Consider the following 16,605-nt stretch of genomic DNA (forward strand, 5'->3'; position numbering starts at 1 on the left):
GGAGAAGTGCCGTGGGGGTCGTGACGATCATGCCGGCCGGAGCGAGTCGGCATCCAGAGGCACAAATCAACGGTGGGTGACCTCGTCGGGGGCGAGCCGTTTCCCATGCCGGTGTGTAACGCGCCCGTGGGGGGTAGCCGTGACCGACACCAACGCCGCCAAGTCCACCGAGCCGCCGGACTCCGTACCCGTGGCGGGCCGGCCCCGCCGCCGGAAGCTGCTCGTCGGCGCCTTCACTCTCACCATCGCGGTCCTCGCCGCCAGCGGGTACCTGGTGCTGACCCTGACCGGTCAACCGGTCCGGACCGCGCCACTGGTGCTCGACGAGGCCGGCACGGTCTTCTGGGGACAGACCGTCAACCGCCCGATCGAGGTCGCCGCGAACAGCATCACCATCCGCCGGGTGACGGTACGCGCCGGCGGTACGGCCGCGATCGTGGTCCGCCCCGGGGTGTTCGGCACCCTGGTCGAGGAGAGCACGATCCAGTGCGTCTCGTCCGGGACCGACGGGATCGGGCCGGGCGGCTACTCGGCGCTCCGGGTCCGGGTCAAGGGTTGCCGCGAGGCGTTCCGGCAGACCGAGGGCAATCCAGCCACTATCGTCGATTCGACCCAGGACGGCCGGCCATACCCGGGCGGGACGCCGGCGAGCCCGATCGGTCCGATCCCCGACCCCGCCGCGGCGGCGCAGATGGCGAACGAACCGGTGTACGCCCCGGCGCAGACCCCGCCGACCCCGATCACGTACTGGCCGAGCGCGGCGAACACCGGGGTGCCGGCCGGCACCGCGCTGCGCAACTCGGGCTCGCTCAGCCTCCGTACCGCCGGGCAGGTGGTGACCGGGCTCAACATCGTCGGCTGCATCACGGTCGCCGCGGCCAACGTGCAGATCCTGCGCTCGAAGATCACCTGCAGCAGCACCACGTACTCGATCCGGACCCTGGCCGGGACGACCAACCTGCTCATCCAGGACGTCGAGATCAACGGGATGGGAAAGAACTCGGCCTCGATCTGCTGCACCAACTACACGCTGAACCGGGCCAACGTCTACAACATGATCGACGGCCCCCGGCTGGCCACCAACACCCGGGTGACCAACTCCTACCTCCACAGCCTGGCCCGGGTGCCGAACTCACACAACGACATCCTGCAGAGCACCGGCGGCAACAACGTCCTGGTCCGGCACAACACGCTGCTGTCGTACAACCCGGTGACGAACGACCCGTTCAACTCCTGTCTCACCATCGGCTCGGAGACCGCACCGACGCTGACCAACCTGATCTACGAGGACAACTACTGCAACGGCGGCAACTACTCGATCGGGATCAGCCCCCGGCTGATCGGCTCCAACATCTTTTTCCGGAACAACAAGTACGGCCGCAACTACCGGTACGGCGTCGTCTCGGGTTGGAACCGGGCCGGGGTGACCTGGGACCGGCCCACCAACGTCTACTTCGACAACGGGCGGCCGGTGGTCTGAGCCGCCGCCGACCCGGCCCGGGGTTCCGGCGGCTGGTACGGGGCCAGCGTGGCCGGCTCACGCAGCCGCTTGCGACCGATCCGGCGCAACGTACCCACCGTCGACCGGAGCTTCTCGGCCAGCGACAGGTGCCGCCACCAGATCCCGGCCATCGGCAGGTGCCGGAACCGGGGTGCGGGCAGCCCGGCGAGGCGCAGCGTGGCGACCCGCCCCCAGACCGCTCCCCGGGCGCCGAGCAGGTTCGGCTGCGAGGCCGGCAGGATCGTCGGCGCCACCGGGGTCAGCACCAGCACCCCGGCGGCGATCGCCGCCTCGACCAGCCGTACCCCCCGCTCGGTGCGGGCCAGCACCAGCGACTGTCCGGGGTCGTCCCCGGTCGGCCGGTACCACGGGTCGCCGACCGCGACGTCGGCGAACTCGCCGGTGTGGTCGGGACAGAGGTAGCAGCGCCACTGCCGGTGCTTCTGCAGGATGTCGCCCCACGACTCGGCGTAGCTGAGTTCCCGACGGTGCTCCGGTGGATCGTCGGTCAGCCGGGCCCGGGCCTCGCCCGGCCAGCCGTTGCCCCGGTAGTGCACCGACTCCAGTTTCGCCGGGTCGTCGACCCCGAGCCGGTCGAGCATCTCCAGGGTGCCCCGGGTGGTCGGGGTGCCGGCGCAGAAGATCGCGACGGTCAGCCCGAGTCGCCGGTCGAGCTCCGGCCGCAGCCGCCGGGCCATCCGCACCGCCGCCACGTCACACGGCTTGCCGACGAAGACACACGGCCCGTCGGCCTGCTCCACCAGGTCGAGCCGGTCGCACGGGCTGGCCGGGGCGTACCGGGAGCCGGCGTTGGCCAGCAGTTCGGCCGGGCTGCGGGACAGCCGGGTCTCGTTCAGGTACGGCACGTCGGCGCGGGCCCCGATGTGCAGCACCCCGGCCATCCCCTCCCCGGTCAGGCAGTACCCGGCGAGTGCGGTCGCCACCCCGCCGCTGCTGCCGGCGTACCGGATCGCCGGATCGGCGGCGTAGCCCTCCCAGACCGCCCGGACCGGTCCCCAGGCCGGCCGCAGCTCGGCGATCTCCCCCGGCGCCGGTCGACTGCTCTCGTGCCGCAGCCCGGCCCCCGGACAGCAGCCGAGCGCCGTCGCGGCACCGGACGAGCCGGCGGCGGAGGGACCAGCGGCGGAGGCCGCGGTGCCGGTGCGGACCGGGGTGATCGGCAGCGGACGCCGGCCGTGGTCGAGCACGTCGACCATCCGTACCTCGTCCGGGGCGAGATAGGCGCAGACCCCGCAACCGGTGCAGAGCCTGCCCGCCGCCACGTCGTGCACGGTGCGGGGCCGCCGCATCACCGGGCCCCGACCACGGTACGACGCTGGTGTTCACGCCGGGCCAGCGCGACGATCTCGTCCATCTGGGCGGCCGCCCGGGCGACCGCGGCCGGGGTCCGGACCGCCAGTTCGGTGGCGGCCTGCTCCCGTTCCGTCCAGGACCGCCAGAGCGCGTCCAGCAGTGCCTCGTCGCCGAGCCGGCGGGCGTCGGCGACGTGCCGCTGCTGCCCGACGCTGGCGAAGACCCCCCGCGCCTTGTCGCTGTACGCCACGATCGCCGCCGGCACCGCCGAGGAGAGCGCGGCGATGGTGGCGTGCATCCGCATCCCGCAGAACCAGCTGGTCCGGGCGATCACCCACTTCGTCTGGTGCGGGTCGAGCCCGGCCGGGGAGAGCGCCACGCGGTCGCCGTACCGGGCGGCGAGGGTGGCGTAGAGCCGCTCACTGGCCACCCGGTCGTCGTCGGTGCCGTCCGGGGTGAGCACGTGCGGCACGATGATCAGCCGGTGGCCGGACCGGTCGAGCAGGCGTACGGAGAGCTGCTCGGCGACCCGGTGACTGTCGCCGGCCAGACCGAACTGGCTGCGCCCCTCCGGACGGCTGATCAGGCCGCTGACGTTGATCCCGGCGACCGGGCCGGAAGCAGCCTCGAACCAGCCGTCCAGGAACTCGGCCGCCGGCTCGTCCGGGCGCCGGGGTTCCAGGCCGAAGGCTACGTCCACCCCCTGCCGGTGCCGGGCCGGGTCGAGGTCCGGGCCGAGCAGGTCGGCCAGGGCGGCGAAACTGTCCGGGTCGCGGGCCCAGGCCATGGTCGCGCCCCGGGTCAGCGCTGCCGCCTCGGCCCGCAGCCGGGCACCCCGGAACGGCCCGTACGTCTGCGGCAGCAGCACCAGCGGCCGGCGGCGGAGCAGGGACAGCCGCTTCGGCCAGGCCACGGTCCGGAACCGGTGCTCGCCGTAGATGTCGCTGAAGCTGTCCCCGCCGCTGACGTCGAGCACCACGTCGGCGGCGTCGATCCGGGCCAGCCCGGCGTTGCCGAGCCCGCCGAGCGCGGCGCTGATCCGCATGTTCAGGTAGGACTCCGGCCGGTGGTAGCGGCGGGAGTGCCGGGCGCCGGCCAGTCCGATCGGTACCGGCCGGCCGGCGACGAAGGTGTGTCCCCGGCGCTGTCCCCAGCCGTCGTCGAAGACGGTGACCTCGGCCTCCGGCTCGCGGGCCAGCAGCCCGGCCAGGGTCGCGGCGCGCAGCGCGCCGACCCCGAGGTTGAGGTTCGCCCCGGGTACGCCGAACAGGCAGGCCGCCAGCGGCCGTCGCACACCATCCACATCGGTCGTCGCGTCTCGGTTCACAGTTCGATCACCGCTTTCTCGCACCGGAACGCCTCGGCGTACCGGGACCGGCACTCCATTCCCCGCAGCCGGGCCAACCCGAGGAACACCTCGTCGTCCCACCAGTCCCGGGCCTTCTGCGACGGATAGCAGGCGTGCAGCAGCTCGATCTTGCGCCGCACCCGCTCGCCGGTCAGCGGAAGGTAGATGTTGGGTCGCCTCAGGTCCCCGTCCCACTTGGGAATCTCGTAGTACAACACCGTGGCGTCCCGGAACGATGTGGGCACCAGCGCACCGAGTGTGTGGTGATCCTGGTGGGCGTCGTCCGGGGCGGGCGCGACGACCAGGTCCGGGGCGAGGATCGCCGCCGCCTCCTCGACGACCTGCTTCGCCTCCGCCCACCGGGCCGGCACCCGGCCGTCCGGCAGGTCGTGCAGGGCGAAGGTCAGCCGCGCGTCGGGCAGGAACGCGGCGGCCGCCGCCCGCGCCTCGGCCTGCCGGTGCGGCGCGCCGGTCAGCAGTACGTAGTGCACCCGCAGCCCGGGCACCTCGGCGAGGGTGAGCAGCAGCCCGCCGGCGCCGATCTCGACGTCGTCCGGGTGGGCGCCGAGCAGCACCACGGAGCGCACCGCGCCCAGTCGCAGTGGTCGCATCAGCCGAGCACCGGTTCCAGGCCGGCCGGGGCGCGGTCCCGGTTGTGGTTGGAGTCCCAGAGCATCCACGGGCAGCGCGCCGAGTGGTACAGCTCCTCCAGCTCGGCCCGGTCCTTGAAGGTGTCGGCGGCCCGCCAGAAGCCGGTGTAGCGCTGGGCGATCAGCCGGCCCGCCGGCAGCAGCCGGTCGAACCCGTCCGGGACCAGGTCCTCGCCGTCCCGGAGCACGTCGAAGATCTCCGGACGGAGCACGAAGTAGCCGCCGTTCTCCCACTGCATCAGCTCGCGGATCGGGCGTACCCGGGTGACCTGGTCGCCGGCGGTGACGTCGATGACGTGGTGGGTCGACTGCACCGGTACGGCGAGCAGGCTGGCCACCGCGGCGGTGCGGCGGAACCGGTCGATCATCTCCGGCAACGGGGCGTCGGTGAGGGTGTCGGCGTAGTTGGCCAGGAACATCTCCTCGTCCTCGACGTACCGGCGGACCCGCATCAGCCGTTCTCCGATGGTGGCCCCGAGGCCGGTGTTGATGAAGGTGATGTTCCAGTCGGTGATGTCGGCGGAGAAGAGCCGGATGTTGCGGCCGTCCATGGCCAGACTGAAGTCGTTGGAGAGGGTCTCGTCATAGCGGAGGAAGTAGTCCTTGACCGCGGCGGCGCCGTAGCCGAGGCAGAGGATGAAGTCGGTGTGGCCGAAGTGCGCGTAGTAGCGCATCACGTGCCAGAGCAGTGGCCGGTCACCGATCATCGCCATCGGTTTCGGGGCGGAGGCGGCGTCCTCCCGCATCCGCATCCCGAGACCGCCGCAGAAGAGCACGACCTTCATCAGGGCACGCTCCGGGGACCAGGCATCAGACCACCTCCAGGGTGGGGATCGGGAAGACCAGCCGGCCACCCCAGTGCCGTACGTAGGCAAGCTGGGCGGAGATCTCGGTACGCAGGTTCCACGGCAGCACCAGGACGTAGTCGGGGCGGTCCTCGGCGATGCGTTCCGGGGCGTGGATCGGGATGTGCGTGCCGGGCAGGAAGAGTCCCTGCTTGTGCGGGCTCCGGTCGACGGTGTACTCGAGCAGGTCGGCGCGGATCGCGCAGTGGTTCAACAGGGTGTTGCCCTTGCCCGGGGCGCCGTAGCCGACCACCCGGCGGCCCTGGGCCCGGGCGGTCAGCAGGAAGTCGAGCAGGTCCCGTTTGATGTCGAAGACCGCGTCGGCGAAGCCGAGGTGCCCGGCGACGGTGTGCAGCCCCGCCTCGGCCTCGGCGTCGAGCACCGACTTGACGTTGCCGGACGGTTCCCCGGCGGCCGCCGCCGGCCGGGCGTGCACCCGCAGCGAGCCGCCGTGCGAGGAGAGTTCGTCGACGTCGACCACGATCAGGCCGGCGGTGCCCAGGGCCCGCTGGGCGGTACGCAGGGTCAGGTACTGGTAGTGCTCGTGGTAGATGGTGTCGTACTGCCGGCGTTCGATCAGCCGCAACAGGTGCGGGAACTCGCAGGTGACCAGCCCGGTCGGCTTGACCAGGGCGGCCAGCCCGGCGGTGAACCCGATCAGGTCGGGTACGTGCGCGTACACGTTGTTGGCGGCGACCAGGTCGGCCCGGCCGTACCGGTCGGCCAGCTCGACCCCGGTGCCGGCGCCGAGGAACCGCACCTCGGTCCGGACGCCCCGACTCCGGGCCACCTCGGCGACGTTGCCGGCCGGCTCGACCCCGAGCACCGGGATGCCCCGGTTGACGAAGTGCTGCAGCAGGTAGCCGTCGTTGCTGGCCACCTCGGTGACCAGGGAGTCCGGCCCGAGGCCGAGGGTCTCGACCATGGTGTCGGCGTACCGGCGGGCGTGCGCGACCCAGGAGTCCGAATAGGAGGAAAAATAGGCGTAGTCGGAGAATATCTCCTCACCGGTCACGTACGCCGGAAGTTGGACGAGCAGACACTGCGAACAGATCCGTACGTGCAGGGGATAGAACGTCTCGGCCGAATCGAGCCGGTCGGCGGGGAGATAGCTCTCGCACAACGGCGACATACCGAGGTCGACAAAAGTCTCGGTCAATACCGCAGCACACAGCCGGCATTTCGCAACGGTCATGCCCCACCCACCCCGATGTGATCGGAATAAACCGGCGTGGCGCCCGCCCGCCGGGGTCACGCTAACCACGGGCGCCGGAGGGCCGGGGTGGTTCAGTAAAAAGTCCGACAATAGACCGGCGCCCCGATCGGCCACCCATAAACTCGCCTTCTCACCCGGGCGACGACGGGAGCTTTGCCGTGCGTGTTCTCGTGACCGGTCATCATGGTTACCTCGGCGGCGTACTCACCCCACTGTTGCGGGCCGCCGGACACGAGGTCACCGGCCTGGATACCGACTACTACCTGGACTGCCTGCTCGGGCCACCGCCGGACGACGTGCCGGCACTGCGCCGGGACCTGCGGGACGTGACGGCGGCGGACTGCGCCGGCTTCGACGCGGTCTGCCACCTCGCCGCGCTCTGCAACGACCCGATCGGCAATCTGAACCCGGAGCTGACGTACGAGGTCAACCACCGGGCCACGGTGCGACTGGCCCGGGCGGCGAAAACCGCCGGGGTGACCCGGTTCCTCTTCTCCTCCTCGTGCAGCCTCTACGGCGCCGGCCCGGACGACCGGCCGCTGGACGAGGAGGCCGGGTTCAACCCGATCACCCCGTACGGCGAGTCGAAGATCCTGGCCGAGCAGGACCTGTCAACCCTGGCCGACGACAGCTTCTCCCCGGTCTTCCTGCGCAACGCCACCGCGTACGGCTTCTCCCCCCGGCTGCGGGGCGACCTGGTGGTCAACGACCTGACCGCACACGCCCTGCTCACCGGCGAGGTACGCCTGCTCTCCGACGGTTCGGCGTGGCGGCCGCTGGTGCACGCCGAGGACATCGCGGCGGCCTTCCTGGCGCTGCTGGAGGCCGATCGGTCCACGGTGCACGGCCGGGCCTACAACATCGCGGTGACCAGCGAGAACTATCTGATCCGGGACGTCGCGGAGCTGGTCGCCGAGGTGGTGCCGGGGTCGCGGGTGACGTTTGCCGGCGGCGCCTCGGCGGACGCCCGCAACTACCGGGTCAGTGGTGACCGGGTGGCCGCCGAGGTGCCCGGCTTCCGGCCCCGGTGGACGGTCCGCAAGGGCATCGAGGAACTGGTCGAGGCGTACCAGCGGCACGGGTTGACCATCGAGGCGTTCCGGGGCGAGCGGCACCAGCGGCTGCGCCGGATCCGGGCGTTGACCGAGGCCGGCCGGCTGGACCGGGAGCTGCGCTGGACGGGCACGGAGGCACGGTGACCGACCCGGTACGCTGCGCCGCCTGCGGCCGGCACGACCTGGTGCCCTTCGCCGACCTGGGCGGGATCCCGGTGCTCTGCGGGGTGCACTGGGCCAGCCGGGACGAGGCGCTGGCCAGTCCGTTGGGCCGGATGCGGTTGGGGCACTGTCCAGGATGCGGGTACGTGCGCAACCTCGCCTTCGATCCGGCCGTTCTGGTCTACGACACCACCATGGACACGAACCTGCACCACTCCCCGGCGTTCCAGTCGTTCTCGGCGGAACTGGTCAAGCACCTCGCCGAGCGGTACCCGCTGCGCGGCGGCACGGTGCTGGACGTCGGCTGCGGGCAGGGCGAGTTCCTCCGTGAGCTGTGCCAGGTGGCCGGCTGTCGGGGGGTCGGCTACGACGCGATGTACGCCGGTCCGGTCGGCCCGGATCCGTCCGGGGCGCGGTTCCACGCCGGGCACGCCCCGCTGGACGAGCACACCCCGGCGTTCGACCTGGTCACCTCCCGGCACTGGTTCGAGCACCTGGCCGACCCGTACGGCTTCCTGGTCCGGCTGCGCGAACTGGCCGGCGACCGACCGGTCCACGGCTACCTGGAGGTGCCGGACGCCGGCTACGACCTGGCCACCGCCGGCTGGGAGGTGATCTACCCGCACGTCTCCTACTTCGACGGGTACTCGCTGTGCCGGATCGTGGAACGGGCCGGCTGGCGGGTGGAGGCGACCGGACGGCTCTTCTCCGGCATGTTCCGGTTCGTGGAGATCTCGGTGAACGACCCCGGCCCGGGGCGGGGTGACATCCAGGCGGCCGGTCCGGCGGACCGGGACCGCCAGCTCGCCTCGATCGCCGGCTTCGGGGATCGGCACGCCGCCGAGCGGGACCGCTGGCGCGGCACGATCGACCGGCTCGTCCGGGCCGGCGACCAACCGGTGCTCTGGGGTGCCGGCTCCCGTGGTGTGCAGTTCCTGCACCTGGCCGACCCGGACCGGCGGCTCGCCGCGGTGGTCGACGTCAACCCGCGCAAGTGGGGCCGGTTCCTGCCGGTGACCGGGCACGAGGTGACCGCGCCGGAGACCCTCGCCGGGCTCGGCACCCGGACGGTGATCATCACCAACCCCGCCTACCGCAGCGAGATCGGCACCGCGCTGCGCCGGCTCGGGGTGCACGCCGACCTGCTGGTCGCCTGAGGCGGAGGAGAGTGATGGAGCCGGCGCCGCGGGTGACTCTGGGCGTACCCCTCTACAACGCCGAGCGCTACCTCGAGGGCTGCCTCGACGCGATCCTCGGCCAGGACTACCGGGACTTTGAGGTGATCATCAGCGACAACGCCTCGACCGACCGGACGTGGGAGATCTGTCAGCGGTACGCCGCCCTGGACAGCCGGATCCGGCTGTACCGCAACCCGCGCAACTTCGGCGGGCATGTCAACTACGCCCGGGTCGTCGAACTGGCCCGGGGCGAGTTGTTCAAGTGGGTCGCCTACGACGACGTCTGCCTGCCGACGTACCTGCGCACCTGCGTCGCCGCCCTCGACGCCGCCGGTCCGCAGGCGGTGCTCGCCTATCCCCGGACGGTGCTGATCGACGAGGCCGGTGAGGTGATCGGCCCGTACGCCGACCGGCTGGACCTGCGCGACCCGCGTCCCTGGCGGCGGGTCGCCCGGGTGGCGAGGAACATCAACCTCTGCCACGCCCACTTCGGGGTGTTCCGGATGTCGGCGCTGCGCCGCACCGGGATGATCCGGCCGTTCCTCTCCTCCGACTACACGCTGATCGCCGAGGTGGCCCGGCTCGGCGAGATCCACGAGGTGGCCGAGCCGCTGTTCCTGCGCCGGATGCACGGCGCCTCGACCCGGCAGGCGAAGGACGCCACCCCGACCACCGCGCTGGCCTGGTTCGGTCAGGAGGGCGGCCGGGTCCGGGCGCCCCGGCTGCGGATGCTCGCCGAGACGCTGCGCACCCTGGCCACCGGGTCGGAGCCGCTGGGCACCCGGCTCAGTTCGGCGGTGGCGTTCCTGGCCACCTGGTGGGCCCGCCGGGTCCGGGTCCGGCTCGGCCGGCTCCGCCGCCGGCTCGCCCGACGTGCCCGGGCCAGTACGGCGAAGAGCAGCGCGTGAACGATCGGAGCTTCCGTGGCCGAAGTGATGTCCTGGTCGAGCATCATGACGCAGCGGCATATTTATGACTGAGCGTCATATCGTTCAGGGCGCGAACGACTTTCCCGGCGGGCCCGCTCTCCCCGGGGGACTCGCGACCGGCACAGGTCCACCGGCCCCGCCCGAGCCGCCGCCCACCCCGGCGGCACCGCCGGGCCGCCCGGGCAGCCGGCTGCGCTCGGCGATCGGCTGGTCGTACGTGCTCACCGCCGGCCGGATCGGCTCGACGATCCTGGTCACGTTCCTGCTCGCCCGGCTGCTCGGGCCGAGCGAGTTCGGCCTGGTCGCGATGGCCACCGTGTTCATCACCGTGGCACAGACCCTGATCCAGCAGGGGCTGGTCTCGGCGATCGTGCAGCGGGACCGGCTGACCTCGGAGCATCTCGACGGGGCGTTTGTCGTCCTGATCCTGGCCGGGCTGGGCATCGGGGCGCTCACCGCCGCCGCCAGTCCACTCTGGGCGTGGGCGAACCGGGCGCCCGAGCTGACCGTGATCTGTGTGGCGCTGTCACCGCTGGTGCTGCTGCAGGGGCTGTCCATCGTGCCGGAGGCGGTGCTGCGCCGGGAGCTGCGGTTCCGGGCGGTCGCCATCCGTACCCTGCTCGCCTCGCTGCTCAGCGGTGTGGTCGGGGTGGTGCTGGCGCTGCTCGGCGCGGGTATCTGGGCGCTGGTCGCCCAACAGTTGGTGAACGCGGCGGTCGGCCTGGTGGTGCTCTGGGTGGTCTGCCCGTGGCGGCCCAGCCGCCGGCCGAAGCTCTCCGGGATCCGGGACCTGCTGGTCTTCTCCGCCCACTCGGCGAACGCCGGGCTCGGGCTGATGCTCAGCTCCAAGGCCGACGTGATCTTCACCGGGCTGTTCTTCGGCCCGGTCGCGACCGGCATCTACCGGCTGGCGGCCCGGCTGCCGGACATGCTGGTCGACGTCACGGTCCGGTCGTTGCAGCAGGTCGCGCTCCCGTCGCTGTCCCGGTTGCAGCGCGACCGGGCGGCCCTGGCCGCCCACCTCAACCAGCTGCAGCACCTCGGCGCGGTGGCCGGGCTGCCGGTGCTCGGGGTGCTCTCCGCCGCCGCCGGACCGCTGGTCACCCTGCTCGGTCCGCAGTGGGCCGGCACCGAACTGCCGCTGCGGCTGCTCTGCCTGTTCGGCGCGACAAACGTGTACGGCGTCCTGCTCGGTCCGGCGTTGCAGGCGATGGGTCAGCCGGGCCGGCTCGCCGCGATCCTCTGGACCCGGGGGATACTCGGAGTGGCGACGCTGGCCGCGGTCGGCACCCTGCTGACCGGGCGCAGCGACGTGGTGGAGGCGACCGCGGTCGCGCTCGCCGGGATCGCCATGCAGGCCTCGGTGACCGCACTCTCGGTCTGGGTGACGGTACGCCGCACCGCCGGGGCGTCGATCGCGCGCTTCCTCACCCCGACGCTGCCGGCGGTACTGGCCGCGCTGGCCGCCGCCTCGGTGCCGTGGCCGGTCGACCGGCTCGGGGTCGACGCCGGTCCGGTGGTCGACCTGCTGCTGCTCGGCGGGGTGGCCGGGCTGGTCGCCGGGGTGCTGCTCTGGGCCACCGACGCCCGGCTGCGCCGACTCGTCCTGGCCCGGCTTCCCCGCCGGACCAGCGCGCCAGCCTGACCGTCGGCCGGGCCGAGCATCAGCCGGGCCGAGCCGCTCAGCGGAGCTGGTCGGCCGGCCAGCCGGTGCCGACCACGCCGAGGAGCTTCAGCGCGTCGGCGGACGGACTGCCCGGCGCGGCGGTGTAGATCACCAGCCGCTGCCCGTGTCCGGCCAGCTCCAGCACCTCGCACTCCAGGGTCAGCTCCCCCACCACCGGATGACGCAGGTGTTTGGTGGTCGAGCCGTGTCGGACACAGACCCGCAGCTGGTTCCAGCGTCGGACGAACTCGGGACTGGCCGCCCGCAGCCGGCCGATAAGCCGGGCGATGCCTGGATCGTCCGGATAACGTCCGGCGGCGGCCCGCAGCTCGGCGACACACTCGTCGGCGAAGGCCGAGGACTGCGGATCGGCCAGGGCCGGCGCCGAGTACTCCCCGGTGAAGAGGTTCCAGACGATGTTGCGGCGGTCCGCCGGCCAGCTCGACGGGTCGCCGAGCAGGGCGGCGGCCATCGGGTTCCAGGCCAGGATGTCGTACTTGGCGTCGATCACGTACGCGGGTGTGTCGTCGAGCCGGTCGAGCAGGTGCCGGACCCCGGCCGGTACCTGCGGGCTGGGGCCGGCCGGCGGGGCGGGCTGCTCGCCGACCAGGTGGTGGAGGTGGGCCCGCTCGGCGTCGTACAGGCGGAGCGCCCGGGCCAACGCGGAGATCACCTGGCGGGACGGACGTGGCCCCCGGGCCTGCTCCAGCCGGGTGTAGTAGTCCACCGAGATCCCGGCGAGCCCGGCCACCTCCTCCCGCCGCAGCCCCGGGGTCCGACGCCGGGGGCCGGCGGGCAGTCCGACGTCGGCCGGGCTGATCCCGGCCCGACGGCTGCGGAGGAACTCGGCGAGCTGCTGGCGGTCCATTCCCCCATCCTCCCCGGCCGGTCAGCGGCCCATCCAGGGACCGCCGGTCCCTGGATCAGCCGTGCTCTGCTCAACGCGACCGATCCGGCCCAGGCTCGACGGCATGAACGGAACGACTGTCGCCCTCGTCACGGGGGCCAACAAGGGAATCGGCCACGAGATCGCCCGGGGGCTCGCGGCCACCGGCGCCACCGTGCTGGTCGGGGCACGTGACCCCGGGCGCGGGGCGGTGGCGGCGGAGAAACTGGTCGCCGAGGGGTTGCGCGCGGTGCCGGTGGAGCTGGACGTCACCGACCCGGTCTCGGTGTCCGCGCTCGCCGCCCGGATCGACCGGGAGTACGGCCGGCTGGACATCCTGGTCAACAACGCCGGTGTCCTGCTGGAACGGGGACAGGCACCCAGCCTGGCGCCGGTGGAGCTGCTGCGGCGGACATACGACACGAACGTCCTCGGCGTGGTCCAGGTCACCAACGCGCTGCTGCCGCTGATCCGACGCTCCCCCGCCGGGCGGATCGTCAACCTCTCCAGCGGGCTCGGCTCGCTCACCCTGACCAGTGACCCGGGACACCGGTACGCGCAGGCGCCGCTGTTGGCGTACAACTCGTCGAAGAGCGCGCTGAACGCGGTCACCGTGTCGTACGCCAACGAGCTGCGCAGCACTCCGATCAAGGTGAACGCCGCCGACCCGGGCTACTGCGCCACCGACCTGAACGGGCACTCCGGGCCGCGTACGCCCGGCCAGGGTGCGGTCGCGGCGGTGCGGCTGGCCACCCTGCCGGCGGACGGCCCGACCGGCGGCTTCTTCAGCGAGGACGGCCCCGAACCCTGGTGACCCCCGACCGGTCCGGCGGCCGGCTACGGCGTACCGCCGGTGATCGGGATCAGCGCCGGTGGGGTGAAGACGATCGCCCTGTTGTTGGCCAGCACGAGCTGGTTGTAGGAGTACTGCACCCCGCCGGTGCCGGTCGGGTTCTCGATCCCGATCGTCGCCGAGTTGCCCAGCTCCCGGCCGGAGTTCAAACCCGTGTAGTTGAAGACGAGCTGACCCCACTCGGAGATCAGCACCTGGAAGCTGACCCGGGCCGTACCGGCGCCCCTGAAGCCCACGTTGCGCCACTCGACGACAAACTGCCGGTCCGGTGCGATGCCGACCTCCCCGATCCGGACGCTGGAGTCGGCCAGCACCTCCAGGTCGTCCCAGAACGGCAGGATCGCGGCGTTCGGCTTCGCCGGGTTCGGGATCGGCTTGTTGGTCGGCCACGAGCCGCCCGGGTCGGTGAACGAGAGCACGCCGTTGCTGTCCACCCAGACCCGGGTGTGGGTCTGGCCGTAGTACGGCACCGGGAACGGCAGGTCCACCGGCACGGTCGCGTTGTCACCGGTCAGCGGCAGCACGTCGTCGACGAAGAAGAAGGGTCGGTTCGGTGCGGTGGTACAGGTGTAGCCGTAGCTGTCGCCGCAGGTGCCGGCGACCCCGTCGTAGGTCGCGGTGTAGGTCCGGGCGGTCGCCGGTGCGGTGATCACGTGGGTCGCCGCACCCCCGTCCGACCAGCTCGCGAAGGTGTACGTGGCCGGGCCGAGGGTCTGCGGCCCGGGGGCGCTGACCGTGTTGGTCGAACCGACGATCACCTCGACGCTGTTCGGGGTGGTGAGGCTGCGCCCGTTCAGGTTGATCCGCAGCCCGGCCGGCTTGGTGGCCAGCGAGATCCGTACGGTCTGCGGGTCGAGTCGTAGGGTGGTGCTGCCGGTCAACCCGCCGGCGTCCCGGGCGGTCAGGGTCAGCTCCAGGTAGGACGGATACTCGTGGTCCGGGGCGAGGAAGTCACCGGTGCTGACCCCGGTCCACCCGCGTACCGGGTGGCTGTGGCAGTTCTCCACCGTGCTGCAGTGCTGCAGGACCAGCTCCCAGGTCAGCGCCGACGCCGGCAGGGCGCCCTGCTGCGGGTCGGTGGCCCGGCCCTGGAAGGTCACCGTCTGCCCGGTCGACCAGCGCGCCGCCGTGGTCGGGCTCTCGATCACCGGCACCGGGGCGGCGGTGCCGACCCGGATCTGCACCGTCGCGGTGTCGCTGAGCCCGCCGATGTCGACCACCCGCAGCCGGGCGGTGTAGGTGCCGATCGACGTGTACCGGTGGCTGGCGGTCAGCCCGGTCGCGTCGACGGTGCCGTCGCCGGTGAAGTCCCACTGGTACTCCAGGATGTCGCCCGGGTCCGGATCCGACGAGCCGACCGCGTCGAAGGAGACGGTCAGCGGGGCGTTCCCGCTGGTCGGGGTGGCGTCGACCGCCGCGTGCGGGATCTGGTTGCCGGCACTGTGGTGGAACCGACGGACCGTACCGCCGGTCAGGTCCACGTAGTAGAGGTCACCCTCGGGACCGATCCGCAGGTCGACGACGCCGGGGGTGGCGGCGAACGGCACGATCCGGGCCGGGTCGGGCAGCCCGTTGGCGCCGGCCCGCATCGCCCAGAGGCAGCCGCGCGAGTAGTCGGCGAAGAAGAGCGCCCCGGCGTACGTCGCCGGGTAGCCGCCGCCGCTGGTCGGGTAGAACGCCACCCCGGCCGGCGACGACCCGCCGGTACGGCAGCCGTCCCCGGCCGCCACCGACTGGCTGTGCTGGTACGTGTAGTACGGCGGCACGACCGCCGGGTTGGCGTACAGGCTCTCGCACAGCGTCAGGTTCGCCGCGTTGTAGCCGCTCTGCGCCGCGTTGCCCTCGTAGCAGGGCCAGCCGTAGTTGCGGACCGGTCCGACCGCCGGGTCGACGATCCGGTTGATCTCCTCCCAGGTGCGCCAGCCCACGTCACCGGCCCAGACCTCGCTGGTTCCCGGCCGGAACGTCCACCGGAACGGGTTGCGCAGCCCGTACGCGACGATCCGCCGGTTGTTCGGGTCGGCGCTGGCGGCGAGCGGGTTGTCCGGCAGCGCGGCGCCGGTGGTCGGGGAGATCCGGATCAGGGTTCCGCTCAGTCCGGTCGGGTCGGCGTCGGAGCGGATGTCCTGGGAGCGCAGCGCGCCGCCCTCGGCGGTCGGCGGGGTCATCGGTCCGCCGGCCGGGGCGGGCGGGTCGCCGCACGGGTTGGTCGGGCTGCCGGCCTGGCCGTAGTCGGTGAAGGTGGCCGACGCTCCCTCGCCACCGGAGACGTAGAGCGCGCCGTCCGGGCCGAATCCGAGGTCGCCGATGGAGTGGCTGTCGATCTGGTGGCACCAGTCGTGCAGCAGCACCTGCTCGTTGCCGGTCATCACGTCGCCGGCCGCCCGCAGCCGGGAGACTCGGGCGCTCGCCGCGCAGTCGCCGATCTTGGGGCAGGAGTCGTGGTACGTCGGCGCGCTGCCGCCGACCACGCCGTCGTAGCTGTAGCTGACGTAGACGTACGGGTCGTCGGGAAAGTTCGGGGCCAGGGCGAGGCCGATCAGCCCGAGGTCGGTGAAGTCGTACACCTTGGGCCGCAGGTCGGCGAAGACCGTCGGGGTGTTGTCGGCGAGGCTGTCGAAGACCTTGACGATACCGCTCTTCTCGGCGACGAAGACCCGCCCGTCCGGGGAGAAGACCAGCTTGGTCGGCCGGGTGAGTCCGGTGTAGACGACCTGCTGGGTGAAACCCGCCGGGATCGCCGCCGCCGGCCGGGGTGGCACCGGCGGCAGCCCGACCAGGACCGGCACACCGAGCAGAACGGCCAGGGTCAGAACCCAGCTCCGCCGCAGTACCCGTGACATGACGGCCTCCCTCCGCGGACCCGGGTCGGCTCTTCCGAGACCCGATGCCCACACCTCAGGATCACCGTCGGTGACCAACCGGACTGTCGGCGGCCCGACCGGGGCCGACATCAACCAGACCGACTTAACGCCCGATCAGCTTCCCAGGTCAAACGTTTG

At 72.2% G+C, this 16,605-nt stretch carries 13 protein-coding genes; 6 read left to right on the forward strand and 7 right to left on the reverse strand.

Features of this window, described 5'->3' with window-relative positions:
• Nucleotides 1-139 precede the first annotated feature (139 nt).
• The gene (locus tag ABGB05_RS00210; protein ID WP_347651010.1) at nucleotides 140-1,480 is read left to right on the forward strand and encodes a hypothetical protein; all 1,341 of its coding nucleotides are present in this window, start codon (nucleotides 140-142) and stop codon (nucleotides 1,478-1,480) included.
• Here ABGB05_RS00210 and ABGB05_RS00215 read toward each other — a convergent pair.
• The 5 genes from ABGB05_RS00215 to ABGB05_RS00235 are packed head-to-tail and all read right to left on the reverse strand — an operon-like array spanning nucleotide 1,450 to nucleotide 6,853.
• Complete coding sequence (locus ABGB05_RS00215; protein WP_347651011.1) at nucleotides 1,450-2,784, reverse strand: Coenzyme F420 hydrogenase/dehydrogenase, beta subunit C-terminal domain; 1,335 nt, start codon at nucleotides 2,782-2,784, stop codon at nucleotides 1,450-1,452. The genes ABGB05_RS00210 and ABGB05_RS00215 overlap by 31 nt on opposite strands.
• 26 nt (nucleotides 2,785-2,810) lie before the next feature.
• The gene (locus ABGB05_RS00220) at nucleotides 2,811-4,109 is read right to left on the reverse strand and encodes a polysaccharide pyruvyl transferase family protein (RefSeq protein WP_347651012.1); all 1,299 of its coding nucleotides are present in this window, start codon (nucleotides 4,107-4,109) and stop codon (nucleotides 2,811-2,813) included.
• 29 nt (nucleotides 4,110-4,138) lie between these two features.
• Entirely contained in the window at nucleotides 4,139-4,774 is a 636-nt protein-coding gene (locus tag ABGB05_RS00225) for a PIG-L family deacetylase (protein WP_347651013.1), read from the reverse strand.
• Complete coding sequence (locus ABGB05_RS00230; protein ID WP_347651014.1) at nucleotides 4,774-5,598, reverse strand: glucose-1-phosphate cytidylyltransferase; 825 nt, start codon at nucleotides 5,596-5,598, stop codon at nucleotides 4,774-4,776. The genes ABGB05_RS00225 and ABGB05_RS00230 overlap by 1 nt, the downstream gene beginning before the upstream one ends.
• 25 nt (nucleotides 5,599-5,623) lie before the next feature.
• Nucleotides 5,624-6,853 (reverse strand): class I SAM-dependent methyltransferase, encoded by a 1,230-nt coding sequence (locus tag ABGB05_RS00235; RefSeq protein WP_347651015.1) that lies wholly within the window; start codon nucleotides 6,851-6,853, stop codon nucleotides 5,624-5,626.
• Between the two features lie 179 nt (nucleotides 6,854-7,032).
• On the opposite strand from ABGB05_RS00235, the gene ABGB05_RS00240 reads away from it, so the two are divergent.
• The 4 genes from ABGB05_RS00240 to ABGB05_RS00255 all read left to right on the forward strand — a co-directional run bounded on the left by ABGB05_RS00240 (nucleotide 7,033) and on the right by ABGB05_RS00255 (nucleotide 11,843).
• On the forward strand, nucleotides 7,033-8,073 hold the full coding sequence (locus ABGB05_RS00240; RefSeq protein WP_347651016.1) for an SDR family oxidoreductase: 1,041 nt from the start codon (nucleotides 7,033-7,035) through the stop codon (nucleotides 8,071-8,073).
• Nucleotides 8,070-9,248: a methyltransferase domain-containing protein gene (locus ABGB05_RS00245; RefSeq protein WP_347651017.1), complete on the forward strand. Its 1,179-nt coding sequence runs from the start codon at nucleotides 8,070-8,072 to the stop codon at nucleotides 9,246-9,248. The genes ABGB05_RS00240 and ABGB05_RS00245 overlap by 4 nt, the downstream gene beginning before the upstream one ends.
• 14 nt (nucleotides 9,249-9,262) lie before the next feature.
• Nucleotides 9,263-10,177, forward strand: coding sequence for a glycosyltransferase family 2 protein (locus ABGB05_RS00250; protein ID WP_347651018.1), 915 nt, complete (start codon nucleotides 9,263-9,265; stop codon nucleotides 10,175-10,177).
• A gap of 64 nt (nucleotides 10,178-10,241) precedes the next feature.
• Entirely contained in the window at nucleotides 10,242-11,843 is a 1,602-nt protein-coding gene (locus ABGB05_RS00255) for a lipopolysaccharide biosynthesis protein (protein ID WP_347651019.1), read from the forward strand.
• A 37-nt stretch (nucleotides 11,844-11,880) separates the two neighbouring features.
• Here ABGB05_RS00255 and ABGB05_RS00260 read toward each other — a convergent pair whose 3' ends face one another.
• The gene (locus tag ABGB05_RS00260) at nucleotides 11,881-12,732 is read right to left on the reverse strand and encodes a helix-turn-helix transcriptional regulator (protein ID WP_347651020.1); all 852 of its coding nucleotides are present in this window, start codon (nucleotides 12,730-12,732) and stop codon (nucleotides 11,881-11,883) included.
• Nucleotides 12,733-12,835: 103 nt separating this feature from the next.
• Between ABGB05_RS00260 and ABGB05_RS00265 the strand changes: the two genes are divergently transcribed.
• On the forward strand, nucleotides 12,836-13,564 hold the full coding sequence (locus ABGB05_RS00265; protein ID WP_347651021.1) for an SDR family oxidoreductase: 729 nt from the start codon (nucleotides 12,836-12,838) through the stop codon (nucleotides 13,562-13,564).
• Nucleotides 13,565-13,587: 23 nt separating this feature from the next.
• On the opposite strand, the gene ABGB05_RS00270 is transcribed toward ABGB05_RS00265, so the two are convergent.
• Complete coding sequence (locus tag ABGB05_RS00270) at nucleotides 13,588-16,446, reverse strand: PQQ-dependent sugar dehydrogenase (RefSeq protein ID WP_347651022.1); 2,859 nt, start codon at nucleotides 16,444-16,446, stop codon at nucleotides 13,588-13,590.
• Nucleotides 16,447-16,605: the final 159 nt, after the last annotated feature.

It is taken from the genome of Plantactinospora sp. B5E13, assembly GCF_039871775.1.
Taxonomy (GTDB): Bacteria; Actinomycetota; Actinomycetes; order Mycobacteriales; family Micromonosporaceae; genus Plantactinospora.